The sequence below is a fragment of the Nocardioides nitrophenolicus genome (assembly GCF_016907515.1).
Taxonomy (GTDB): Bacteria; Actinomycetota; Actinomycetes; order Propionibacteriales; family Nocardioidaceae; genus Nocardioides; species Nocardioides nitrophenolicus.
In genome coordinates this window covers 1,650,742-1,674,521 of sequence record NZ_JAFBBY010000001.1, presented here as the reverse complement: position 1 = coordinate 1,674,521, position 23,780 = coordinate 1,650,742, and the positions used below count along the sequence as shown (strand labels likewise).

Sequence of the window (23,780 nt, the reverse complement as noted above, 5' to 3'; positions counted from 1 at the left end):
CATTCCGGCTGGCAGGCGGCAGGTAGTCAGGCGGACAGCGTGTTACAGCGCGACCGGCCCCGGAGCAGCGTGTTCCAGCCGGCACGGCCGTTGGGCCCGCGCACAGGGCCGGTCCGGGCGGATTGGTCCCGCGACCAGTGACCGCGGTCACGACCGGCCAGTAGGTTGTGCGGCATGACGAACCTCGCCGAGTTCCTCGAGAACAGCGCCCAGTCCTATCCCGACCGCACGGCCATCGTCTTCGGGGACACCCGGCTGTCGTACCCGCAGGTGAACGGCGCCGCCAACCAGGTCGCCAACCTGCTCGTCTCGCGGGGGATCAAGCCGGGCGACAAGGTGGCGCTCAGCTGCCCGAACCTGCCCTACTTCACGATCGTCTACTACGGCATCCTCAAGGCCGGCGCGACCGTGGTCCCGCTCAACGTGCTGCTCAAGGGCCGGGAGGTGGCCTACCACCTGGGCGACTCCGACGCGAAGGCCTACTTCGCCTTCCAGGGCACGCCGGACCTGGCGATCGGCGCCGAGGCGTGGGCCGGCTTCCAGCAGGCCGACGGCTGCGAGCACTTCTTCGTCATCACCGCCGACCCGGCCGCGGAGTCGCCGATCGAGGGTGCCGAGACCTTCGGCCAGGCGCTCGCCGGCCAGGCCCCGACCTTCGACAGCGTCGAGGTGTCCGACGACGACACCGCCGTCATCCTCTACACCTCGGGCACCACCGGCCAGCCCAAGGGCGCCGAGCTGCGCCACCGCAACATGCGCGACAACGCGCTCGCCGGCAAGGACCTGTTCGGCGCCGACCCGGCCCGCCCCGACACCTTCTTGTGCGTGCTGCCGCTGTTCCACTCGTTCGGCCAGACCGTCATCCAGAACGGCGGCTTCGCCTTCGGCGGCACCGTCGTGATGCTGCCGCGCTTCGAGGCCGCGCCCGCGATCGGGCTGATGCTCAAGGAGAAGGTCACCTTCTTCGCCGGCGTGCCGACGATGTACTGGGGCCTGCTCAACGCCCTGGACGACACCGTCGACGTCAAGGAGCTGGCCGCCAACCTGCGGGTCGCCGTCGCCGGTGGGGCCGCCCTGCCGGTCGAGGTGCACCACCAGTTCGAGGAGCGCTTCGGCGTGGTCATCCTCGAGGGCTACGGTCTCTCGGAGACCTCGCCGGTCGCCAGCTTCTCGCGGCTCGGCTCGCCGGTCCGGGTCGGCTCGATCGGCACCCCGATCCCCGGCGTCGAGATGAAGCTGCTCCAGCCGGACACCTGGGACGAGGTCGAGGACCCCGACGGCATCGGCGAGATCGCCATCAAGGGCCACAACATCATGAAGGGCTACTACAAGCGGCCCGACGCCACGGCCGAGGCGATCGACGAGAATGGCTGGTTCCGCTCCGGCGACCTCGGCCGCAAGGATGCCGACGGCTGGTACTACATCGTCGACCGCTCCAAGGACATGATCATCCGCGGCGGCTTCAACGTGTACCCGCGCGAGATCGAGGAGGTGCTGCTCACCCACCCGGCGGTCTCGCTGGCCGCGGTGATCGGCGTCCCCCACGAGAGCCACGGCGAGGAGATCAAGGCGTTCGTGATCCTCAAGCCGGGCGCCACCGCCACCCCCGAGGAGCTGGTGGCGTGGGGCAAGGAGCAGATGGCGGCCTACAAGTACCCGCGGATCGTGGAGATCGTCGAGAGCCTGCCGATGACCGCCACCGGCAAGATCCTCAAGCGCGAGCTGAGCTGACCCGACCCGGGCGGCGCCGTCGCGAGCGCAGCGCGACCGCGGCGAGCGCCGCCCCAGGCAGGACGAGCAGGCCCAGGCCGAGTGCCGCCGGGCTGGCCTCCGCCGACACCACCGGAGCGGGCCGCGGCCGCGCGGAGGGGTCGACGACCGACTGCGTCGCGGTGAGGCCCGGGTCCGGGCCGTCGACCACGGTGTCGTCCGCGCACCGTTGCCGGGCAGGTACGACGACCCGCTCGCCGGGCTCGGCGGCGAGTCGCACGGTCAGCGTCCACCGGGCCGCGCCGTCCGCGACCGGACCGGTCCACGCGACCTCCCGGCCACGCACCCGGTGCGTCCACCCGGCCGGGTCGCCGACCGCGACCACGGCCGTCCCCGGCGGCAGGGTGAGGTCGAGGCCGGTGGTGCCCGAGCCCGCGCAGCCGTCTCCCACCGACAGCACCAGGTCGGCGCTGCCGTCGCCGCGGGGCACGACGGTGTCGATGGCCACCGGCTCCCGCGGCGCGGCGGCGAGGGGAGCCAGGGCGAGCACGAGCAGGGCGGCGGCGGGACTCATCGGACCTCGATCCTGCCGGTCACGACCGGCTGCTCGAACGGGCTGAGCGGTACGGCGAGGGCCACCTCCCAGGTGCCCGACAGCGCCAGGTCGACGGTCGCCTCCCAGGTGCCGGCCGCGTCCGAGACCGGCCGGCGCAGCGGGCCGAGATCCGCGTCCGGGAGCCGGAAGGACAGGGCCGGTGGGTCGTCGAGGGCGACCGGGGCGCCGGCGTCGTCGACCACCCGCACCCGGACCCCGTTGACCCCGGTCCGGCCCGGAGCCAGCACGACCGAGGCCCGGAGCCCGTCGTCGAGGTCGAGCTCGATCCGCCGCTCGGTGGGCGGGTGGACCGCGGGCTGCTCGGCCCGCGCCGGCGGCGTCTGCTGGACCAGCGCGCCGCTCGCGGCGAGCACGCACGCCAGCACCAGCGCCTCGACCCGCACGGTTTGGGTCAGCAGCCCGAGCGCCCGGGACTCGTCGGACCGCACGGTCCGGGGCAGCAGCCACCAGCGGTTCCACGCGGCGAGGCCGAGCACCGGCAGCACCAGCGCGGACTTCAGCAGGATCGTGCGGCCGTAGCCCGAGTCGACGAGACCGCCGAGCGAGTGGCCGATCCGCCAGTACAGGGCCACACCGGCGACGACCAGCGCGACCACCGACCCGGCCGCCGCCGTCGAGAAGCGCGCGACCAGGCCGGCGCGGAGCGCGGCCCGGGCGCGCGGCCGGACCCCGAGGGCGAGGCCCACGGCGACCAGCCCGCCCCACCACAGGGCGGCGGCGGCGAGGTGGACGAGGTCGGCGCCGAGCACGACCCACACCGGCCCGTAGCTGCGGGTGTGGCCCACGAGGACCAGTGCGGAGAGGGCCACCGCGGCGGCGGCGAGGGCGACGCCGTCCGCGCCGCGGCGGGTCGAGCGCAGGCCGAGGACCGCGACCAGCGCCGCCCCGATCACGATCAGCGCGGCCAGCGTGGTGCTGCTCCGGGCGGCCGTCGCCCAGGTCGCGCCGGTGAGGACCGCGTCCAGGGGGCGGCCGGACTCCCACACCGCCGCCAGCGGTACGCCGAGCGCCGCCCCCAGCCCGCCCAGGCCGGCGAGCGCCACCGCGGCGCGGCGCCAGGCGAGCGCGACCGGCGGGTGCCGGCGCAGTCCGACCGGAGCGAGCAGGATCGCGACGCAGGCCAGCCCCGCGAGCCCGAGCACGCCGGCGTACTGCAGCGTGGTCGCGACCGCCTGCGCGAGCCGGACCTCCCGCTGCTCCGGCGCGACCGGGACCGCCGGGGCGCTCGCCGAGGCGGCGCCGACCGAGAAGGTGAAGCCACCCGCGACCGGGTGCGAGTCGGTGGAGACCACGCGCCAGGCCACGACGTGGGTGCCGTCGGCGAGCGGTGCCTCCGGCGTCACCGTGAGCAGCCGGTCGCGGACGGCGAACCGGGCCGGGACCTCGGAGCCGTCGGCGGCGAGCAGCCGGTTGCCCTCCGGGGCGAGGGCGACCGGCTCGTCGAAGCTGACCGTCAGCACCTCCGGGGCGGTGGCCACGACCTGCCCGTCGGCCGGCAGGGTGCCGATCGGCCGCGCATGGGCCTGCGCCGTGACCGGCCACAGCACCGCCAGCAGGACGACCAGCGCCGAGGCGCACCGAGCGGCACGCCGCCCGCTCACCCGCGCGACCGGGCCAGCGCAGCACCGCCGGCGGCGAGGCCGAGGGCGCCCAGGGCGAGCGCCAGCCAGCCGACCGCGCCGGTCCCGCCGGCGGCGTCCTCCTCGTCCCCGTCGCTCTCCACCACCGCGGCGGTGTGGCCGGTGCCGTGTCCCGCCTCGGCCGGGTCGGCCGCGCCGACGGTGACGAAGGGCGCAGGGGAGTCGGGCTCGTCCTCGCCCTCGGCGTAGGTCTGCACCCAGGCGGTCTCGCCCTCCGCGCACGCCTGGACGACCGGGAAGGCGACGCGGGCGCCCTCCTGCTCCGGCAGCCGGAGCGACAGGGCGAAGGTGTCGCGATAGCCCTCGGGCAGCGGGGTGTCGGCGGTGTAGACGACCTGCGCCACCCGCTCGGTGTACTCGCCCCCGTGGCCGTCGGAGACCGGGGTGGCGAGCGGCTCCATCTCCTTGCGCACCTCCCACCCGGCGTTGACGGTGGGCGTGACGGCGACGATCTCCTCCGGCATCCGGATGGTGATCGCGGTGGTCGGCGACCCGTCGCAGCCGTGGCCGACGGCGAAGGTGAGCACGGCCGAGGCGCCGGCGGCGGTGGTGGACGGGGTGACGGTGACGTGGGCGCCGGCGGCGGGCGCCGTCGCGACCAGCAGGCCGAGCGTGGTGGCGCCGAGAAGGGCAGGACGGACCAGGGCAGGACGGACGAGGGACATGCGGATCTCCTGAGAACGGGGGTGAGCGGGTCGGTTCTCAGCAAGGAGGTGGCCCACGCCGGACGACGGCGTGGGCGAGGGTTCCGCAGGGAGGGACGACGGCGGGGCGCGGCGTCCAGAGCCGGGTGAGCGACTCCGGCGAGGGCCGGGGCGTGGTGCGGACGATGAGGGAGACGCGCCGCCACCACGACCACCACAGGGCGTCGGCGCGGGCCAGGCCCGCCGCGACGACGGCGAGGCCGGCCAGGTGCGCCGCGAGCATCGCCGCGGACGGCGCCATCGCGTGCCCGTGCACGTACGACGCCAGCAGGTGCGCCGCGACCTGCGAGGCCGCCAGCAGCGCCCAGGTGCTGGCGAAGCGCAGCTCGCGGGGACCCCACCAGCGCACGACCCCGGCGCTCGCCACGGCGACCGGCACGATCGCGACCAGGGACGGCGCGGTGCCGCTCGACACCGCGTGGGCGAGCGCGGCCAGCAGCGCGACCCAGGCGCCCACGACCGTCGCGCGGCCCCAGCGGGCGACGCTCGATCCGGGGGCGAGGGTGGCGGTCACGGCGCCGATGCTGGCACGCATCCGGGCCCGCTCCCGGCGCGGCAACGCGATGTTTACAGCACCCGGCGCGGATTCCCGGAACGCCGCCTGGAGTCTCATTCACCGTCTCGATCAAGGTCCGCGGACCTTTACCGGCGGGCCTGCTCTCGTAACCGCGGCGACGGTCGGGGACGTCCGTCGCGAAACGCGTCGCCACGAGATTGAGGGCCGTCGGAAACCACGAGAGAGAAACCGGATGACCCTGAACCGCACCCTGTTCCACCGTCCTGCGCCCACCCTCGCCGCCGCGCTCGTGACGGCGAGCGCCTCGATCGGCCTCGCCCTGCCCGCCCACGCGGCCGGGACGGCGTCGATCACCGGCACCGTCCTCGAGACGGGACGGGTGATCGCGCCGGGCATCGACGTCTCGCTCTACCGCAGCTCCGGCGAGTTCGTCGCCGCCACCGTGACCGACAGCCAGGCCGGCGCCTACGCGTTCACCGGCCTCGACGCCGGGTCCTACGTGCTCTGGTTCGAGAACCAGAACGAGGCCGTCAGCGAGTGGTACGCCAACCAGCCCGACCAGGCGTCGGCGACGCCGATCGCCCTCGCCGACGGCGCGACCCGGGTGGCGGACGCCTATCTCACCCAGGTGAGTGAGAACCTGGTGGCGCCGACCGTGTCCGGTACGGCGGCCGTCGGCTCGACGCTCACCGCGACCCGGGGCACCTGGTTCCCGACGACGGCGGTCGAGTTCCGCTACCAGTGGCTGCGCGGCGGGGTCCCGGTCGACGGCGCCACGCTGGCGTCGTACACCCTGCGCGACGCCGACAGCGGCTCCCGGATGTCGGTCGAGGTGATCGCGGTCCACCAGGGCGCGACCGAGTCGGCGCTCAGCGCCCAGACCGCGGTCGTCACCGGCGGGCAGCCGCCGGTCTCGGCGATCACCAACACCACGCCGCCCACCGTCACCGGTACGACGAGCGTCGGGTCGGTGCTCACCGCGTCTCCGGGCACCTGGTCGCCCGCCGACGCCACGGTCACGCTGGAGTGGCTGCGCGGCAGCACCGTGGTCGGCACCGGGCCCGGCTACACCTCGACCTCCGCCGACGTCGGCGCGACGCTGCGGGTCCGGGCGAGCGCGACCAAGTCCGGCTGGACCGGAGCCACCGCCACCTCGGCGCCCTTCGGCCCCGTCGTCGCCTCGAACCCGCCGCAGGTGAGCGCGCCGACGAGCACGGCGGCACCGCGGATCTCGGGCACCCCGCGGGTGGGCGACGTGCTGGTCGCCGACACCGGCTCGTGGAGCGGTGCCCCGACGGGCTTCGGCTACCAGTGGACCCGGGGCGGTGCTCCCATCCCCGGCGCGACCCAGCCGCGGCTCGCGCTGACCCCGGCCGATGCGGGCGCCGCGATCGGCGTGGTCGTGACCGCGAGCAACGCCGGTGGTGCCACGTCCACGACCTCGGCGCCGGCCGGCCCGGTGAGCCGGGCGGCCAGCACCCTCGCGGTCTCCGCGAAGGGCGGCAAGCGCCGGCTCACCCTCACCCTCGCCCTCACCTCGGCGGGCGCGCGCGGCGGCCTCGTGGTCGTCAAGGTGAAGGTCGGCGGCCGGACCGTGACCCGGACCCTGGCGAGCCCCGACGGCCTGCGCTCGCTGAAGCTGCGCGGCCTGCGCCCGGGCCGCGCCAAGGTCACCGTGCGCTACTCCGGCGACGCCTCGACCGTCGAGGCGCAGTGGGTCAAGCGGGTGCGCGTGCGCTGACCACCGGCGGTGCCACCGCCCCCCGATCCGCGGCCGCCCGGCCCCACCCGAGCGGCCGCGCCCCGGCCTCGGGGTCGGTCCTGGCCCGGGCTCCCGCCTGGGCCACCTCACCAGCAGCAAGGAGATCATGTGAACGCGTCATTGCGTGTGCCCTGGCGGTCACGCCGCGCCGCGGCCGTCGCCGCGGCCGTGCTCGGACTGTCGACGATGGCGACGGCCTATGTCCTCGCCCAGGACGACGTCAGCGGCACCGACCCCGGAACCAGCACCGACTTCACCGTCGTCGGCGACGGCGAGCTCCCCACCGACCGGCCCGCGCTCGGCGCGGACCGCGCGCCCCTGTCGGCGGAGGAGACCGGCTACGCCATCCACCTCGCCGAGAGCGACGCCAGCATCCCCGCGGGCGCCACCGACGCCCGCGGCGAGGCCGGCCCGGAGTTCCTGTACGCCGACCTGCCGGACGTGGGGGAGAACCTCACCGGGCGCAAGGTCGTCGTGGCCCTCTACGACTACACCAGCGACGCGGCGTACGACCAGCTCGTCGACCTCGAGACCGGCAAGGTCGTGAAGTCCACGACCAACGCCAAGGCGCAGCCGCCCACGACGGCCAACGAGGCGGACGTGGCGATGGAGATCGCCGTGGCCTCGGACCTCGACCTGCTCTTCAAGTCGGAGTTCGAGACCAACATGGGCGTCCCGCTCATCGCGACCGACCAGGTCGAGTACGTCGCCGGCGCCTGGGTCTACGACAAGACCACCTCGGGCGGCAAGGAGTGCGGCACCGACCGCTGCGCCCAGCTCATGGTCTCGACCGCCTCCGGCGTCTACCTGAACACCTGGGACTTCGTCGTGAACCTGTCCACCAAGTCGATCGTCCCGACCCAATGACCGAGAGAGGAGTCCCGATGCGCAAGAAGTCCCTCCTGCGGATCACCGCGGCACTGGCGCCGGCGCTGCTCGCCGTCGGTCTGCTGACCCAGGTGCCGACCGCCGCCACGGCGGCGCCGGACACGCCGCTCGCCTGTGACGCCAGCCTGATCACCAAGGAGCTCGAGAACGGCTCCAGCTGGCGGATGTGCGCGCGGATCCACCCGATCAAGGGCCTGATCCTCGAGCAGATCGAGTTCAAGCCGGCCTCGGGCGACTACGAGTACGCCGGCTACAAGCGGGTCCTCGACCAGCTCAACATCGCCCAGCTCAACGTGCCCTACGACACCGGTCACGTGCAGTACAACGACATCACGTCGTACGGCTTCGGCAAGCAGTACCTCATGGAGCAGAGCCCCGAGGTGTGCACCGGCGAGGCGCTCGACGTCGACCAGTCGTTCACCTACCAGGGCAACCTGGTGGAGCGGACCATCCCGGGCATCTGCGTCCAGGAGGACCCGACCGGCATCCAGACCCACGCCCAGGAGACCCAGATCGGCGGCGGCACGCTGTACGTCGACCACGGCACCGCGCTGGCGGTGTCGTCGATCTCCAAGATCAGCTGGTACGAGTACCAGCAGCGGGTGGCCTTCGACGACCACGGTCAGATCGAGGTCGGGCTCGGCGCCACGGGCGACATCGCGCCGGGCTGGGCGTCGGAGACCGCGTCGGGCGCCTTCTTCGGGACGAACCCGAAGGCGGGCTGGCCGCTGTCCGGGCAGTCGACGATCACCACGAACGTGGACGGGGTGCCCACCACCCGGCAGGTGCAGACCTATGCCGCCTCGCACTGGCACAACGCGATCTACAAGGTCGACTTCGGCATCGACAAGGCCGAGCGCCAGACCGTCGAGCAGTGGGACTTCAGCAGCCCCGGCGCCGGCTCCCGGGCTCCGATCGTCGAGGGCGTGGGCACGACCAAGTCCGCGGCGTTCAGCTCAGTCGCGGGTGAGGACCACGACCAGCTCACCTGGTGGCGGGTGCTCAACCCGAACAGCAAGAACAAGGACGGGCACGCCCGGTCGTACGAGATCGTCAACAACAACACGGCGAACGTGCTCATCCCCGTGACGCAGCCGTCGGTGACGTTCACGAACTACCGCTCGTGCGAGGAGTACGCGTCGGCCAACCTGAACGCGGGCTGCCCCAACGAGAGCATCCTCGACTACGTCGCCAACGACACCCACGAGCTGACCGACCCGGTCGCGTGGGTCAACGTCGGGTTCCACCACACCGACAAGGACGAGGACCAGTCGCCGATGCCGATCCACTGGCAGAAGTTCCAGCTGGTCCCCCGGGACTTCTTCGCGCAGAAGCCGACCATCCAGGATGCGCGCAAGTGCATCAACGGCCCGTTCTCCTCGGTCAACAAGATCACCAAGCCGTGCACCCCGGAGAACACGGTGCTGCCGAAGATCAGCGACAAGGCCGACCCGACGGCCGTGGTCGTGCCGGCGATCGGCAAGACCCTGACCGCGAGCGCGGGCACCTGGCGCAGCGCCGCCCAGTCCCTCGGCTACGCCTACACCTGGTTCCGCAACGGCCAGGCCGTCTCGACGGGGCAGGACTACCCGATCACCGACGCCGACACGAACTCGGTGATCACGGTCAAGGTCACCGCCTCGGCGGCCGGCTACCCGTCGACCACCGTGGAGTCGCTGGGGGTCACCTTCGGCACGCCGCCGACCGAGCAGCCGACCGAGCAGCCGACCGAGGAGCCCACCGAGGAGCCCACCGAGGAGCCCACGGAGCAGCCGACGACCGGCCCGACGGACGGCCCGACCACCCCGTCGGCCTCGGAGGCCCCGGCCCTCGCCGCGTCCGCCACGGCGGTGAAGGTCAAGCCGGGCAAGGTCCGGCGGGGCGCGAGCGCCAAGGTCGTGGTGACCGTGGCCGCGGGCGGCGCCGGAGCCACCGGCACGGTCCAGGTCCGCTTCCGCGGCAAGGTCAAGACGGTCGCCCTCGTCGGCGGCAAGGCCAAGGTCACCTTCAAGGCCCCGAAGAAGACCGGCTCGTTCGCGGTGTCGGCCAGCTACGGCGGCAGCGCCACCGTCGCGGCCTCCACGACGACCGGCTACGTGAAGGTCGTGCGCTGAGCTGACCCTGAGCGGCCGGCGCCGACCCGCGGGTCGGCGCCGGCCGTGCCCTCCGACCGCTCACGAGAGGAATCCCATGTCCCGCCGCCCGGTTCTCGTCCCCGGCCTCCTGCTCGGCGTCCTCGCGCTGGGTGCCTGCTCCTCCGAGCCGGCCACCGTCACCCTCGGCGGCACGGCGGCCGCCGCCGAGTCCGCCGAGACCGTCGAGCGCCCGTGGGGCACCGTCAAGGTGTTCCCCGAGATGGAGAAGGCCGAGGAGCCGGGCGTCGACGACGTCGTCTTCGCGCGGGACATGGTGATGCACCACGAGCAGGCCATCGAGCTCGGCACCAACCTCCTCGGGCACGACGCCCTCGACGAGCGGGTCGCCGCGACCGCGCGCTTCATCGTGGCCGACCAGCAGAACGAGATCGGCGTGATGAACTCCTGGCTCGACGCCTGGGAGGCGAGCGCCCAGGAGCACGACGACCACGGCACGGAGCCGATGCCCGGCATGCTGCCGCAGGACCGGGTCGACGCGATCGCCTCGCTGCCGAGCGCCGCGAGCCAGGTCGCCTTCCTGGTCGCGATGATCGAGCACCACCAGGGTGCGATCACCATGTCCCAGGACTACCTGCCGGTGCAGGCGAACAGCTTCACCCGCAGCAGTGCGCAGCACATCATCACCGAGCAGCTGACCGAGATCCAGTACATGGAGAACGTGATCGACGACCTCTGCGCGGGCGGCGGGCCCGCGACCTGTCCCACCGGCGCGCCCGGCTCGTGACGATGGGCCGGCCTCCCGCCCGGTGGGTGCGACCCGCGCTGGTCGCGCTGACGGCCGTGGCCCTGGCGCTGACCGCGCTGGGCACCGGCGCCGTCGGCACGGCCAGCGTCGTCTCCGCGTCGATGGCGCCGACGTACGGCGTCGGGGGGACGCTGCTCACGACCACGGTCGGCGTCGGCGAGCCCGGGCGGGGCGACGTGGTGGTGTTCGCCGTACCCGCCTCGTGGCGCTCCGCCGCCCGGGAGAGCGGCGTCGAGCTCGAGACCGGCCTGATGGTCAAGCGGGTCGTGGGGCGCGGCGGCGACCGGGTCGTGTGCTGCGCCCCGGGCGGCCGGCTGGTCGTCAACGGCGAGGTGCTGGACGAGGGCTATCTCGCCCGCCGCCCGCAGGACGTCACCAACCCGACGTACGACGTCACGGTGCCGGCCGGCCACCTGTGGCTGCTCGGCGACAACCGCCGGCACTCCTTCGACTCGCGGGCGATGCAGGTGCGCGAGCCGGGCGCCGGCTTCGTGCCGGTCTCCGCGGTGCGGGCCCGGGTGCTCGGCGGCTTCTGACTGCTCGTCAGCCCCGGAGCTCGGGCTCGGCGGGGGTGCCGACCGCGCCCGCGAGGTCGCGCACCCGCTGGCCGAGCGCGAAGCCGGACAGGTCGGGGCTGCGGACCAGGTACTCCTGCTGCACCAGGTGCTTGAGCAGCCGGTAGGCGGTCGCCCGCGCGAGGCCGAGGTTCTCGGCGATCTCCCGGGCCGAGACCCCGGCGCCCGAGCGCGCGACCTCCTCGAGGATCGCGAAGGCGTGGTCGAGCGCGCCGGGCTCGCGACCGCGGAACTGCGGGGCGCCGGGCTGCGGTGGGGTGCGCTCGGTCATCGGTGCAGGAGGTCCGCTGCGATGGTCTCGTCATGGATGCCCATCCCGGCCAGGGTGGCGGGGCGCCGGCGCCGCAGCCACGCGTACCAGCCGGTGCCCACGAGCAGGGTCAGCGCGGCGAGCAGGCAGGCCAGCCACCGGCCGCGGTCGAGGTCGTCGACGACGTCGAGCACGGACACCACCGTGGTCAGCGCGGCCGCGGTCAGCGCGATCACCACCGGCGCCCAGGTCACCTCCCGCAGCCGGGCGAGGAAGACCGGCACCGAGAGCGCGACCACGGCGTACGCGATCGCCAGGACCAGCACCGCGGCCCCCAGCAGCCGCGAGGTGATCGAGCCGATCTCGTTGCCGGTCAGCGCCGCGACGAACGCCGGCAGCACCGCGACCGGCGCCATCGCCACGAGGGCGCCGTACGGCGACAGCCACCGCCGGTGGGTGCGGCCCATCGCGGCCGGCAGCAGACCCTCGCGGGCCAGCGAGAACACCACCCGGGCCAGGGCGTTGAGGGCGCACAGGGCGAGGGTCAGGTAGCCGACGCAGAGCAGCGCCTCGAGGACGGCGTCGGCCACGTGGGCGTCGATGTCGTCGGGGAACCAGCGCTGCGCGGGGCCGCGCGGCCGCGCGTCGGCGCCGGTCACGATGGCGTGCGTGGCGACGTACGCGAGGGCGTAGAGGGCCGCGGAGATGGCGACCGTCCCGACCAGCGAGCGGGGCACCCCGAGGAACGGACGCTCCGCCTCGGCGGCCAGGGCGGCGGAGGACTCGAAGCCGACCGTGATCGACATGACGTACGACGCCCCGAGCAGGATCCGGCCCGGGCTGGCGCCCTCCAGGGACAGCAGGCCGTCGAGGTGCAGGCCCTCGCGGCCGAAGGTGGTCGCCGCCAGCAGGACCAGGCTGAGCACGAGCAGCACCTCGGCGCTCAGCGCGACCCGGGTCGAGACGCTCACGCCGCGGATCGAGATCGCCACGCAGACCAGCGCGACGACGACCGCGAGCCCCAGCTGGACGGGCACGCCGACCTCGCCCCAGCCGGCGCTCTCCCCGGCGGCGGTGCCGTGCCGCACGCTCGCCGAGACGCCGAAGGTGACCAGGGCGCCGTAGCCCAGCAGCATCGAGGTGGCGATCAGCAGGCCGAGCCGCGGGCCGAGGGAGCGGGTGACCCAGGTGTACATCGAGCCGGGGGCGGCCACCCGGGTGGCGTACTGCGAGAACACCGACGACAGCAGCAGCGCGAGCGCGAAGCCGATCACGGCGCTGAGCCAGGCGCCCGGCCCGACCACCCGCTGCATGAGGAAGGGGCTGGACAGCGCGCTCGCCGACGGCGCCACCACGGCCACGGAGTGCCCCAGCAGGTCGATCGGCCGCACCCTGCGCCGGGCGAGCCCGGCGAGCGCGGACTGCTCGCGGACGTCGGGCAGCGACGGGGGATCGGCGAGCGCCTGCTCCAGCGCGGGCAGGCGGGAGGGGGACGCGTCCATCGGCGCCGACGCTAGGGCCGGTGCGTGTCGTCGGTGTTTCCGTGCTGTGCCGTGCGCCGACCCGTGAACGAGACGGGTCCGCGGGGGCTCAGGCGAACGGGTTCGGCAGCGCCCCCGGCAGCTTCGCGAGCAGCTCGCGGGCCTGGCCGGCCACCTTGTGCTCGACCAGCACCTCGTAGCGGGTGGCGACCACCGAGCTGACCGAGGAGAAGTCCCGCTGGCCCCGGGTGAAGGCGTACCCGGCGAGCGCGAAGATCACGCCGAACGCGATGCCCATCACCGTGGTCGACAGGATGATCGCGAGGGTGCTGCCGGTGCCGAAGAAGCTGAACAGCAGCCCGATGAACAGGCCGAACCACAGTCCGCTCATCGCGCCGCCCGCCGCGACCCGGCCGGTGGTGAGGCGGCCGGTGATCCGCTCCACCTGCTTGAGGTCGGTGCCGACGATCATGCAGTTCTGCACCGGGAAGCCCTCGTCGGAGAGGAAGTCGACGGTGCGCTGAGCGGTCGCGTAGTCGTCGTAGACGGCCAGGGACTGGGGGAACTCGAGCGTCAGCAGGGAGCGCGAGATCGCGCCGGGGGTCGGGTTGCTCATGCCCCCAGTCTGCCCCTCGTCCGGCAGGAGAGCGCGGAATCGGCGGCGGGGGGCGTGGCCACTAGACTGCTGGCCGTGGCCCGAGTCGTCGTTGCTGTCATGCCGAAGCCCGAGATCCTCGACCCCCAGGGGAAGGCCGTCCAGGGCGCACTGCCCCGGCTGGGCTTCACCGGCGTGACCGACGTACGCCAGGGCAAGCGGTTCGAGCTCGAGCTGGAGGGCGAGGTCACCGATGCCGTCCTCGCCGAGGTCGAGAAGATGGCCGAGACGCTGCTCTCGAACCCGGTCATCGAGAACTACACCGTGAGCGTCGAGCAGTGAAGGTCGGCGTCGTCACCTTCCCGGGCTCGCTCGACGATGTCGACGCCCGCCGCGCCGTCCGGCTCGGCGGCAACGAGGCCGTCGCCCTCTGGCACGGCGACGCCGACCTCAAGGGCGTCGACGCGGTGATCCTCCCCGGTGGCTTCTCCTACGGCGACTACCTGCGCTGCGGCGCCATCTCCCGGTTCGCCCCGGTGATGGAGCTCGTCGTCTCCGCGGCCGAGGCCGGGATGCCCGTGCTCGGCATCTGCAACGGCTTCCAGATCCTCTGCGAGTCCCACCTGCTGCCCGGCGCGCTGATCCGCAACGACCACCGCCGGTTCGTGTGCCGCGACCAGCTGCTGCGCATCGAGAACGCCGCCACGCCGTGGACCTCCGCCTACGCGCAGGGCCAGGAGATCCGGATCGTGCTCAAGAACGGCGAGGGCGGCTTCGTCGCCGACGCCGAGACACTGGCCCGGATCGAGGGCGAGGGGCAGGTCGTCGCGCGCTACCTCGAGCTCAACCCCAACGGCTCGCTCGACGACATCGCCGGCGTGACCAACGCCCGCGGGAATGTCGTCGGACTGATGCCGCACCCCGAGCACGCCGTCGAGGAGCTCACCGGCAGCGGGGTCGACGGCCTCGGGTTCTTCACCTCGCTCGTCGAGAGCGCGTTCGCCTGACGGCATGGCCTGACCCCGGACCCGCCCCAGTGGGGCCCGGGGTCAGTGCCGGCTCACCTCAGGGGTGGGTGGTGAGCCGGCGGTTGAGCCCGGCGCGCCCGACGGCGTACGAGCCGCACGCGGCCAGCACGACGCCGATGACAGGTGGCACGCCGAACTCGGTCTCCTTGGCGATCCACGCGATGCCGCTGGCGAGCGCGTAGACCGCGAGGTTGGGGACGTTCAGGGCGGGCAGCGGCTCGCCCTCGGGCATCCCGCCGCGGCGCCACCGGGCGAGGTAGTCGCCGATGATCACGCCGCCGAGCGGCGGGATGAAGACGCCGAGCAGGACCAGGTAGTCGACCAGGTGGTTCTGGACGCCGACCAGGGCGAGCACGGTGCCGATGATCGAGCCGTAGATGACGAAGGGCGTCTTCTTGGGCTTCTCGAACAGCTCGGCGCCGGCGACCCCGAAGGCGTACGCCGTGTCGGCGTTCGACTTCCACAGGTTGCCGAAGAGCAGCACCAGGCCCCAGGTGACCAGGCCGAGGTCGTAGAGCACGAGGACGAAGTCGCCCTGGCCGAAGGTCATCGCGCCGGTGGCGCCGAAGAAGATCATCAGGCCGTTGCCGATGAGGAAGCCGATCACGCAGGCGACCAGCGCCTGGCTGCCGCTGCGGGCGAAGCGGGTCCAGTTGGGGGCCTGGGTGCCGGCGGAGACGAAGGTGCCGACCACGGTGGTGATGGCGACGGCCATCGTCATGGTGCCGTCGGGCCGGACGTCGGCGAGGCCGGACCAGCCGCCGACCTCGTCGAGGGAGCGGAAGAGCACCCAGAAGGCGAGGATCAGGATGAGCGGGGTGGAGATGGCGGAGACCCAGTACATGCCGCGGTAGCCGTAGCAGGCGGTCAGGCACATCAGCACGCTGGTCAGGATCATCACCGCGGCCTTCGCGGCGTCCGACTCCCACGAGAACGCCTGCGCGGTGAGGTCGCCGATGGTGCCGATGACGACGCCGTACCAGCCGATCTGGGTGCCGCCGAGCAGGATCGAGCCGAGCTTGCTGCCACGGTGGCCGAGCACGTAGCGCGCCATCACGACGGTGGTCAGCCCGGTGTTGGCGCCGATCCAGCCGAGCAGCGCGACGTACGTGCCGAGGACCAGCGAGCCGAGCAGGATGACCCGGATCAGCTCGCCCAGCGCGAACGCCGAGCCGAGCTGGGCGCCGGCCAGCATGGTCGGGGTGAAGACGGTGAACCCGAGGAGGACCACCGCGAGGGAGACGAAGGACTTGCGGGCGTGGGCGGGGACCGGCGTGACCGGGTAGTCGGGGTCGACCACGGCCTCGGTGGTCGCGGCGCCCGGCTGCACGGCTGTCACGCCTCCTCCCCGATGTCCTCGGCCCACAGCTCGGGCCGCTCGGCCATCATCTTCTCCATCAGGTTCCGGCAGGTGGGGTCGTCGAGCACGTCGACCACGACGCCGCGCGAGCGCAGCCACTCCTCGGAGGCCTGGAAGCTGTGGTTCTCGCCGACGACGATCCGCGGGATGTCGTAGAGCACCGACGTCCCGGCGCACATGAAGCAGGGGGAGAGCGTCGTGTAGAGCGTGCTCGCCCGGTAGACGGTGGCCGGGAGCCGCCCGGCGTTCTCGATGCAGTCGGTCTCGCCGTGCCGGATCGCGGAGCCGAGCTGGACCCGGCGGTTGCGGCCGACGGCGAGCACCTCGCCGTCGTGGACGAGCGCGGCGCCGATGGGGATGCCGCCCTCCTCCCAGCCGATCCGGGCCTGCTCGATCGCGAGGTCGAGGAACCTGCGGTCGTCGTCGGTGATCATGGGTGCCTCCGCGTCGGGTGGTCGGTGTGTCGGGGCTCACATCACCAGAGGCGGCGACCGGCGACAAGGGACATACTGTCCACCATGAGCGCCGATTCTGCGGACGGAATGTCCTGATGGGAGCAACTCTCGCCGAGGTGCTGGCCCTCCCGTCGTTCCGGGCTGCCAACACCGAGGTGCTGGTCGGGGACGTCGAGCGGGTCCAGGTGCGCTGGGTGCACTCCTCGGAGGTGTTCGAGATGGGCGCCCTGCTCGCGGGCGGCGAGGTGCTGCTGACCACCGGGCTCGGCCTGCACGGGCGCACCGCCGACCACCTCGCGTCGTACGTCGACCAGCTGGCCGACGCGGGCGTGGCCGCCCTGGCCCTGGAGCTGGGCCGGACCTTCTTCGCCGTGCCCGAGCCGATCCTGGCCGCCGCCCACCGGCGTGGGCTGGCGCTGCTGGCGTTCCCCACGATGGTGCCCTTCGAGCGGATGGTCGAGGACTTCCACGAGCTCTTGGTGCGGCGCCGGGTCGCCGCGGGCGGGGACGCCGGGGACGCCGGGTGGCGGGCGCTGACCCAGGTCGTCATCGAGGGCCGCGGCCTGCGCGCGCTGCTCGACGAGGTGTCCCGGCTGGCCGGCTGTGCCGTCGAGCTGCGCGACCCCGACGGCCAGACCGTCGAGCGGAGCCGGATCGCGTCGGTGTCCGCGGAGGCGGGGGTCGCCACCCCGGTCCGGGGCGCGTCCGGCCCGGTCGGCATGCTCCGGCTGCTCGGCGAGGAGAGCCCGGACCGGCTCCGGCTCGCGGAGGTCGCCGCGCACGCCGTCGCCCTCGAGGTGGGCCGGGGGAGCGGGGCCGGGCACCGGCCGGGTCCCGCGCAGTCGCTGGTCTCCGACCTGGTGGCGGGGGTGGTGGTCGCCCGGGCCGACGTGCTGCGCCGGCTGGCCGCGCTCGGCTGGCCGCCCCAGGAGGGCCGGCACCTGGTGGTCGCGGCGGTCGAGGTGGACGCCGCCGTACCGCTGACCGATGCGGTGGCCGCCACCGAGGCGGCCTTCCACGAGGACGAGCGTGGAGATCCGGCGGTGCTGGTCGGGGTGAGCGGCGGGCAGGTCGTGGTGGTGCACCGCGGTGGCCGACGACCGGTGCCGGCCCAGGTCCGCGACGAGCTGGTGGCGGCCCGCGAGCGGCTGGCCGCCCGGCTGCCGGGGCGGGTGCTGGTCGCGGCCGCGACCCCGGTCGCCGATCCCGGCGACCTGGCCGCGGCGGTCGGCCGGGCCCGGCAGGTGCTGCGCACCGCCCGCCGCTACGGCCGGCGCGAGGGCGTGGTGATGGAGCGCGACGTGGCCGCGCACCGCCTGGTCACCTCGGCCGTCGACCCGGCGGTGATGCGGGCCTTCGTCCGCGAGCAGATCGGGCCGCTCGTCGACCACGACCGCGAGCACCGCAGCGAGCTGCTGCGCACCCTGGACGCCTATCTCGCCTGCTCGCTCTCCAAGGCCCGCACCGCCGACCTGCTGGGGATCCGCCGGCAGTCGCTCTACGACCGGCTGGCCCGGATCGAGCGGCTGCTCGGCGTCTCCCTGGACGAGCCCGACCACCGCACCGGCCTCGGCATCGCGCTGCTCGGCTGGCGGATGCGGACCGGGCTCGATCCGCAGGTCGGGTTCGGCGGCTGACCCGTGGGCCTCACCCGCCGAGCAGGGAAGCCCAGTTCTTCTTGGTCCAGCTGTCCTTGACCTTCTGCCCGGCCTGCGCCTGCCAGGCGTGGATGCCCGCCCGCAGCTTCTTGTTGTACTTCTTCGACATCTTGCCCGGGTAGAGCCCCTTGCCCTGCAGCAGGCACTTCAGCGCGCGGACCTGGCGCGGCTTGGCCTTGCGGGGGGTGATCTTCTTGTACGTCTTCAGGCTCACCTTGACGCCGCCGCAGCCGTAGCCGGCCACGTCGCCGAGCTCGAGCCAGTTGCGGTCGATGTTGATCGTCACGCCGCCCCAGGTCTCGTTGTGGCCGCCCTGGTACTGCTTCACCCGGTGGCCCGGCCGCCAGCCGTCCTCGGCGATGTAGCTGGTCGAGGTGTTCGCGACGTTGTCCCACCGGGCGATCCAGATCCGGTCGGGCAGGGTCACGTCGGCGCGGCCCTGCAGGCGGGCGTCGTCGAGGATCTTGATGCCGGAGCCCGCGCTGGAGTAGACGCCCGAGACGTAGCCCAGCTGGCGCACCCGCGCGGTCCACGCGCTCATGAACGCCAGGGCCGGCTCGGTGCAGTGCTGGTTGCCCTTGCTCAGCCCCCAGCCCTCGAGGTCGTACCACAGGGTGCTGCCGGGCACGATGCCGAGCGCGGTCGCGGCCGCGACGGCGCTGTCGGCCTCGGCGGAGCCCTGGGCCCGCGCGGCGGCGTACGCGTTGGCGGTGTCGTTGACGATCGTCGGGTCGATGGCGGCGCCGTAGCGCGGGAACCGGCCGACGCAGCTCGACTGGGGGCCGAGCGTGATCGGCAGGATCCGCCAGCCCTTGGCGAGCTGGGTGGCGACCCACTCGGGGGTCAGGTTCTTCTGGGTCTTGCAGAAGCGCGAGGCGCCGGAGATGTAGACGCCGACCGCCCGGAAAGGGGAGTGCTCGAGCCAGGTGTCCATGTTCTTCTGCGACTGGGTCTCGCACTGGTCGAAGCCGAGGCCGATGAAGTTGCCCGGCGTCACCGGGTTCGTCGACTTCGCCGCCAGGTCCACGGGCGCGTCGGTGGTCGTGGCCGTGGGCGTGCCGCCCAGCGGGGCGAGCACGAGCGCGAGCAGGACGACGAGGACCCCCGTCCCGGTCCCGAGCAGGGGCAGATGGAAGCGGCGGCGGGGGACGCGGACGGGCCGGGAAGGCATCTCGGACTCCAGGGGAAGAGGGGTCGGTGGGTCAAGGCCGAGTCACGATAACCACAACATTCACACGAGTAACAGAGGTGGCGATGAACTACAGATCTGTAATTCGCTTACGGTTGCGGGGTGGCGCTGCAACCGGGTGACTCCTTCGGTCGGTACGACGTGACCGGACACCTCGGCCGCGGCGGGATGGGTGTGGTGCTGGCCGCCGTCCACCGCGACCTGGACCGGCCGGTCGCGCTCAAGGTGCTCGCGCCGCATCTCGCCGACGACGCCGGCTACCGGGCCCGGTTCCTGCGGGAGGCGAAGGCGCTCGCGCGGCTGGACTCGCCGTACGTCGTGCGGGTCTTCGACGCCGGCGAGGAGGAGGGGGCGCTCTTCATCGCGACCGAGCTGGTGCGCGACGGCGACCTCAACCAGCTGCTGCGCAGCCGCGGCCCGCTGCCCGCGGAGGACGCCGTCGCCCTGGTCCGCGACCTGGCCGTCGGCCTCGGCGCCGCCCACGACGTCGGGATCCTGCACCGTGACATCAAGCCGTCCAACGTCCTCATCGCGCCGCGCCCCGACGGCGGGCTCCGGCCCGTGCTGTGCGACTTCGGCATCGCGGCGGTCGCCGACCTCGACCAGCTCGCCACCACCGGCGCGGTCGGCACGCCCGGCTACATGGCCCCCGAGCGCCACCAGGGCTCGGAGGCGAGCGTCGCCTCCGACATCTATGCGCTCGGCTGCCTGCTCTGGGCGGCGCTGACCGCCCGGGCGCCGTACGAGGGGGTCACCGGCCAGGTCCTGCTCGGGCATCTCCAGGGCCCGGTGCCGCAGCTGCCGTCGGCCACCCGCGAGGCGCGGGCGATCAACGAGGTGCTCGCCGTCGCGATGGCGAAGGACCCCGCCGCCCGCTTCGGTACGACGGCCGAGCTGGTCGCCGCCCTCGACGCCGTCCCGCTCGGCCCGGTCGAGCACACCCTGCTCGCCCCGCCCCCGCCGCCGCTCCCGTCCGGCTCCGGCTCGCGCTCGCGCCGCCCGCTCCTGGCCGGGGTGGCCGCGCTCGCCCTCGTCCTGGTCGCGGCCGGCCTCGGCTGGCTGCTCACCCGCTCCGACCCCGCCGCCGACGCCGACCCGCCGGCCGACGCGTCGTCCGGTCCGTCGACGGTGGACGTGGGCGGCGATCCGACGCCGGACCCACTGCTCGCCGCCTTCCCGCGCGCGGCCGACTGTGCGGTGGTGCCCGACCCGAAGTCGACCAGGGTGCGCGCCCGGTGGTGCCTCGGCGCGACCTCGTCGGTGTACTACGCGCAGTGGCGCGGCTGGGAGGGGATGGACGCCAACTACCGGGACCGGGCCGTCCGGCAGCACTCCTACCGCTCCGACCTCGACGCCGCCTGGGTCGAGCTCGCCGACGTCGACCGTGGGTACTGTCGGCGCAAGCTCGCCCTCTGGTACGCCGACCGCGCGGCGCCGTACTCCGTCACCGTCTGCGCCGACAGCGACCAGGCGGTGCTCGACGCGCTCGAGGCGCTCGACCTGCCGACGGGCGAGCAGGTCGTCGCCCGGGTCGCCGCCGAGCCCGACGCGCTGGTCGCAGCCTTCCCCACGGCCGCGGGCTGTTCGCCCCGGGTGCCCAAGGCGACCCGGGTCCGGACGCGCTGGTGCCACGACGACGACTCGTCCGTGCACTACACGCAATGGGAGGACGCGGCGGTGATGGACGCCAACTACCGCGGCCAGGTCGTCACCCCGGTCACCGGCGTCGGCGACGGACTCGACGCCGCCTGGGTCGAGCTGACCAAGGCCGAGGGAGAGGAGTGGGAGACCAAGCTCGCCCTCTGGTACGACGACGAGCGGGCGCCGTACTCCGTGACGATCTACGCCGACACCCAGGCCGCCGCCCGCCGGGTCCTCCGCGACCTCGACCTGCGACCCGTCGAGGACGTGGCGGCCATCCCACGGGACTGAGAGATCGCGCGGATAGGTGACGCCTGCTACGCGCCGCGACACACGCACGCTGGCTGCGTTGGCGTCGCTCGATGGGCGGCCAAGCACGTCTTCGCTCCGCCGCCTTGCCATCGCACGCGTCTCGCGACGCTCGCGACGACGTCACCTATCCGCGCGATCTCTGAGCCGAAGCAGGCGATCGGCCCGGTCCCCGATACCCTTGGGGCCGTGGCCGACACCGCTTCCGCACCCGCCCGTTCGACACTCGACACCGTGGCCGTGGCGGCCGGTGACCCCGACCGCGAGCAGCCCTGGGCCGAGCTCGGCCTGAAGGCCGACGAGTACCAGCGGATCCGCGACATCCTCGGCCGCCGGCCCACCGGCGCGGAGCTGGCGATGTACTCGGTGATGTGGAGCGAGCACTGCTCCTACAAGTCGTCGAAGGTGCACCTCAAGCAGTTCGGCGAGCTCGCGCAGGAGACGCCGATCGGCCCGATGCTGGCCGGCATCGGCGAGAACGCCGGCGTGATCGACATCGGCCAGGGCTACGCCGTCAGCTTCAAGGTCGAGAGCCACAACCACCCGTCGTACGTCGAGCCCTACCAGGGCGCCGCGACCGGCGTCGGCGGCATCGTCCGCGACATCATCGCGATGGGCGCCCGCCCGGTCGCGGTGATGGACCCGCTGCGGTTCGGCCCGCTCGACGCCGACGACACCCACCGCGTCCTGCCCGGGATCGTCGCGGGCGTCGGCGGCTACGGCAACTGCCTGGGCCTGCCCAACATCGGCGGCGAGGCGGTCTTCGACGAGACCTACCTCGGCAACCCGCTCGTCAACGCCCTGTGCGTCGGCGTGCTGCGCCACGAGGACCTCCACCTCGCCAAGGCGTCCGGCACCGGCAACCGCGTCATCCTCTACGGCGCCCGCACCGGCGGCGACGGCATCGGTGGCGTGTCGGTGCTCGCCTCCGAGACCTTCGACGCCGACGGCCCGGCCAAGCGGCCGAGCGTCCAGGTCGGCGACCCGTTCATGGAGAAGCTGCTCATCGAGTGCACCCTCGAGCTGTTCCAGGCCGGCGTGGTCGCCGGCATCCAGGACCTCGGCGGCGCCGGCCTGTCCTGCGCGACCTCCGAGCTGGCGTCGGCCGGTGACGGCGGGATGCGCTGCGAGCTCGACCGGGTCCCGCTGCGCGACTCGACGCTCTCGCCGGAGGAGATCCTGATGAGCGAAAGCCAGGAGCGGATGATGGCCGTCGTCGAGCCCGGCGACGTCGCGGCCTTCCTCGGGATCTGCGCCAAGTGGGACGTCGAGGCCGTCGACATCGGCGAGGTCACCGACAGCGGCCGGCTCGAGATCACCTGGCACGGCGAGACCGTCGTCGACGTACCCCCGCGGTCGGTGGCGCACGACGGGCCGACCTACGAGCGGCCCTACGCCCGCCCCGACTGGCAGGACGCGCTCCAGGCCGACGGCGCCGAGGCGCTCGCCCGCCCGGCGACCGGCGACGAGCTGCGCGCCACCCTGCTCCAGCTGGTCGCCAGCCCCAACCTGTGCGACAAGTCGTGGATCACCGACCAGTACGACCGCTACGTCCAGGGCAACACCGTCCTCGCCCAGCCGGCCGACTCGGGCATGGTCCGCGTCGACGAGGAGACCCACCTCGGCGTCTCCGTCGCCACCGACTGCAACGGCCGCTTCGCCAAGCTCGACCCGTACGCCGGCGCCCAGCTCGCGCTCGCCGAGGCCTACCGCAATGTCGCCACCGGCGGCGCGCTCCCGCTCGCCGTCAGCGACTGCCTCAACTTCGGCTCGCCCGAGGACCCCGCCGTGATGTGGCAGTTCGCCGAGGCCTGCCGCGGCCTCAAGGACGCCTGCGCCGAGCTCGGCATCCCGGTCACCGGCGGCAACGTCAGCCTCTACAACCAGACCGGCGAGACCGCGATCCTGCCCACGCCCGTCGTCGCCGTGCTCGGCGTCATCGACGACGTACGCCGCCGCACCCCGTCGTCCTTCCGGGCCGAGGGCGAGCGGATCGTGCTGCTCGGCGCCACCCGGGAGGAGCTCTCCGGCTCCGAGTGGGCCCACGTCGTCCACGGCCACCTCGGTGGACGCCCGCCCGCCGTCGACCTGCACGCCGAGCGTGCCCTCGCCCGCCTGCTCAAGGACCTCGTCGGCGTCGCCACCAGCGCCCACGACCTCTCCGACGGCGGCCTCGCCCAGGCCCTCGCCGAGGCGGCCCTGGTCTCCGGCATCGGCGCCCGGGTCGCGCTCTACGGCGACGCCTTCGTCGGCCTGTTCGCCGAGTCCGCCGCCCGCGCGCTCATCACCGTCGCCGCCGAGGACGTCGAGGAGCTGCGCGCGCTCTGCGCCCGCCACGACGTGCCGCTCACCGAGCTCGGCACCACCGGCGGCGACGTGCTCGCGGTCGAGGGGCAGTTCGAGGTGCCGCTCGGGGAGCTGCGTGAGGCGTGGACGGGGACGCTGCCTGCTGCGTTGGGGTGATCGGGCGGGGCTTCGGGTTGGCGCGCCGGCGCACCAAC

21 protein-coding genes are annotated in these 23,780 nt (G+C 73.6%); 11 read left to right on the top strand and 10 right to left on the bottom strand.

What is annotated here, in order from left to right; all coding sequences use genetic code 11:
- The first annotated feature begins 174 nt into the window (after nucleotides 1-174).
- Nucleotides 175-1,731, top strand: a complete 1,557-nt coding sequence (locus tag JOD66_RS08315; protein ID WP_204836421.1) for a long-chain-fatty-acid--CoA ligase — start codon at nucleotides 175-177, stop codon at nucleotides 1,729-1,731.
- On the opposite strand, the gene JOD66_RS08310 is transcribed toward JOD66_RS08315, so the two are convergent.
- Genes JOD66_RS08310 through JOD66_RS08295 form a run of 4 tightly spaced genes read right to left on the bottom strand, consistent with a single transcriptional unit; the run spans nucleotide 1,712 to nucleotide 5,184 of the window.
- Nucleotides 1,712-2,284, bottom strand: a complete 573-nt coding sequence (locus JOD66_RS08310; RefSeq protein ID WP_204836420.1) for a DUF1775 domain-containing protein — start codon at nucleotides 2,282-2,284, stop codon at nucleotides 1,712-1,714. The two genes, JOD66_RS08315 and JOD66_RS08310, sit on opposite strands and share 20 nt — an antisense overlap.
- Nucleotides 2,281-3,927, bottom strand: a complete 1,647-nt coding sequence (locus tag JOD66_RS08305) for a copper resistance CopC/CopD family protein (RefSeq protein ID WP_204836419.1) — start codon at nucleotides 3,925-3,927, stop codon at nucleotides 2,281-2,283. The genes JOD66_RS08310 and JOD66_RS08305 overlap by 4 nt, the downstream gene beginning before the upstream one ends.
- A complete protein-coding gene (locus JOD66_RS08300) occupies nucleotides 3,924-4,631 on the bottom strand; it encodes a YcnI family copper-binding membrane protein (RefSeq protein ID WP_204836418.1) in 708 nt (235 codons plus the stop codon). The genes JOD66_RS08305 and JOD66_RS08300 overlap by 4 nt, the downstream gene beginning before the upstream one ends.
- A 37-nt stretch (nucleotides 4,632-4,668) precedes the next feature.
- On the bottom strand, nucleotides 4,669-5,184 hold the full coding sequence (locus tag JOD66_RS08295; RefSeq protein ID WP_204836417.1) for a hypothetical protein: 516 nt from the start codon (nucleotides 5,182-5,184) through the stop codon (nucleotides 4,669-4,671).
- A gap of 235 nt (nucleotides 5,185-5,419) precedes the next feature.
- Between JOD66_RS08295 and JOD66_RS08290 the strand changes: the two genes are divergently transcribed.
- The 5 genes from JOD66_RS08290 to lepB all read left to right on the top strand — a co-directional run bounded on the left by JOD66_RS08290 (nucleotide 5,420) and on the right by lepB (nucleotide 11,274).
- Nucleotides 5,420-6,928, top strand: coding sequence for an SdrD B-like domain-containing protein (locus JOD66_RS08290; protein ID WP_204836416.1), 1,509 nt, complete (start codon nucleotides 5,420-5,422; stop codon nucleotides 6,926-6,928).
- A 129-nt stretch (nucleotides 6,929-7,057) separates the two neighbouring features.
- Nucleotides 7,058-7,816, top strand: a complete 759-nt coding sequence (locus JOD66_RS08285) for a hypothetical protein (RefSeq protein WP_204836415.1) — start codon at nucleotides 7,058-7,060, stop codon at nucleotides 7,814-7,816.
- 17 nt (nucleotides 7,817-7,833) lie between these two features.
- Nucleotides 7,834-9,951 carry a copper amine oxidase gene (locus tag JOD66_RS08280; protein ID WP_204836414.1) on the top strand — a complete coding sequence of 706 codons (2,118 nt, stop codon included), beginning with the start codon at nucleotides 7,834-7,836 and terminating at the stop codon, nucleotides 9,949-9,951.
- Nucleotides 9,952-10,027: 76 nt separating this feature from the next.
- Nucleotides 10,028-10,717 (top strand): DUF305 domain-containing protein, encoded by a 690-nt coding sequence (locus tag JOD66_RS08275; RefSeq protein ID WP_204836413.1) that lies wholly within the window; start codon nucleotides 10,028-10,030, stop codon nucleotides 10,715-10,717.
- A gap of 2 nt (nucleotides 10,718-10,719) precedes the next feature.
- Complete coding sequence (lepB, locus tag JOD66_RS08270; RefSeq protein ID WP_204836412.1) at nucleotides 10,720-11,274, top strand: signal peptidase I; 555 nt, start codon at nucleotides 10,720-10,722, stop codon at nucleotides 11,272-11,274.
- Between the two features lie 7 nt (nucleotides 11,275-11,281).
- On the opposite strand, the gene JOD66_RS08265 is transcribed toward lepB, so the two are convergent.
- The 3 genes from JOD66_RS08265 to JOD66_RS08255 form a co-directional block, all read right to left on the bottom strand.
- Nucleotides 11,282-11,584 carry a helix-turn-helix domain-containing protein gene (locus JOD66_RS08265; protein WP_204836411.1) on the bottom strand — a complete coding sequence of 101 codons (303 nt, stop codon included), beginning with the start codon at nucleotides 11,582-11,584 and terminating at the stop codon, nucleotides 11,282-11,284.
- Nucleotides 11,581-13,065, bottom strand: coding sequence for an APC family permease (locus tag JOD66_RS08260; protein ID WP_204836410.1), 1,485 nt, complete (start codon nucleotides 13,063-13,065; stop codon nucleotides 11,581-11,583). The genes JOD66_RS08265 and JOD66_RS08260 overlap by 4 nt, the downstream gene beginning before the upstream one ends.
- 88 nt (nucleotides 13,066-13,153) lie before the next feature.
- Nucleotides 13,154-13,660 carry a YflT domain-containing protein gene (locus JOD66_RS08255; protein WP_204836409.1) on the bottom strand — a complete coding sequence of 169 codons (507 nt, stop codon included), beginning with the start codon at nucleotides 13,658-13,660 and terminating at the stop codon, nucleotides 13,154-13,156.
- A gap of 75 nt (nucleotides 13,661-13,735) precedes the next feature.
- Here JOD66_RS08255 and purS point away from each other — a divergent pair, with 75 nt between their 5' ends.
- Nucleotides 13,736-13,981 carry a phosphoribosylformylglycinamidine synthase subunit PurS gene (gene purS / locus JOD66_RS08250; protein ID WP_204836408.1) on the top strand — a complete coding sequence of 82 codons (246 nt, stop codon included), beginning with the start codon at nucleotides 13,736-13,738 and terminating at the stop codon, nucleotides 13,979-13,981.
- Nucleotides 13,978-14,646 carry a phosphoribosylformylglycinamidine synthase subunit PurQ gene (gene purQ / locus JOD66_RS08245; protein WP_204836407.1) on the top strand — a complete coding sequence of 223 codons (669 nt, stop codon included), beginning with the start codon at nucleotides 13,978-13,980 and terminating at the stop codon, nucleotides 14,644-14,646. The genes purS and purQ overlap by 4 nt, the downstream gene beginning before the upstream one ends.
- A 58-nt stretch (nucleotides 14,647-14,704) precedes the next feature.
- Here the strand turns inward: purQ and codB are convergent, their stop codons facing one another.
- Together codB and JOD66_RS08235 are read right to left on the bottom strand one after the other, a co-directional pair.
- Nucleotides 14,705-16,006: a cytosine permease gene (gene codB / locus JOD66_RS08240; protein ID WP_204836406.1), complete on the bottom strand. Its 1,302-nt coding sequence runs from the start codon at nucleotides 16,004-16,006 to the stop codon at nucleotides 14,705-14,707.
- On the bottom strand, nucleotides 16,003-16,461 hold the full coding sequence (locus JOD66_RS08235) for a nucleoside deaminase (RefSeq protein WP_239545140.1): 459 nt from the start codon (nucleotides 16,459-16,461) through the stop codon (nucleotides 16,003-16,005). Before JOD66_RS08235 ends, codB begins: the two co-directional genes overlap by 4 nt.
- 116 nt (nucleotides 16,462-16,577) lie before the next feature.
- Here JOD66_RS08235 and JOD66_RS08230 point away from each other — a divergent pair, with 116 nt between their 5' ends.
- The gene (locus JOD66_RS08230; protein ID WP_204836405.1) at nucleotides 16,578-18,119 is read left to right on the top strand and encodes a PucR family transcriptional regulator; all 1,542 of its coding nucleotides are present in this window, start codon (nucleotides 16,578-16,580) and stop codon (nucleotides 18,117-18,119) included.
- A 10-nt stretch (nucleotides 18,120-18,129) separates the two neighbouring features.
- Here JOD66_RS08230 and JOD66_RS08225 read toward each other — a convergent pair whose 3' ends face one another.
- The gene (locus JOD66_RS08225; RefSeq protein WP_204836404.1) at nucleotides 18,130-19,311 is read right to left on the bottom strand and encodes a glycoside hydrolase domain-containing protein; all 1,182 of its coding nucleotides are present in this window, start codon (nucleotides 19,309-19,311) and stop codon (nucleotides 18,130-18,132) included.
- Nucleotides 19,312-19,431: 120 nt separating this feature from the next.
- Here JOD66_RS08225 and JOD66_RS08220 point away from each other — a divergent pair, with 120 nt between their 5' ends.
- Complete coding sequence (locus JOD66_RS08220) at nucleotides 19,432-21,261, top strand: serine/threonine-protein kinase (RefSeq protein ID WP_204836403.1); 1,830 nt, start codon at nucleotides 19,432-19,434, stop codon at nucleotides 21,259-21,261.
- A 207-nt stretch (nucleotides 21,262-21,468) separates the two neighbouring features.
- A complete protein-coding gene (gene purL / locus JOD66_RS08215; RefSeq protein WP_204836402.1) occupies nucleotides 21,469-23,742 on the top strand; it encodes a phosphoribosylformylglycinamidine synthase subunit PurL in 2,274 nt (757 codons plus the stop codon).
- Nucleotides 23,743-23,780: the final 38 nt, after the last annotated feature.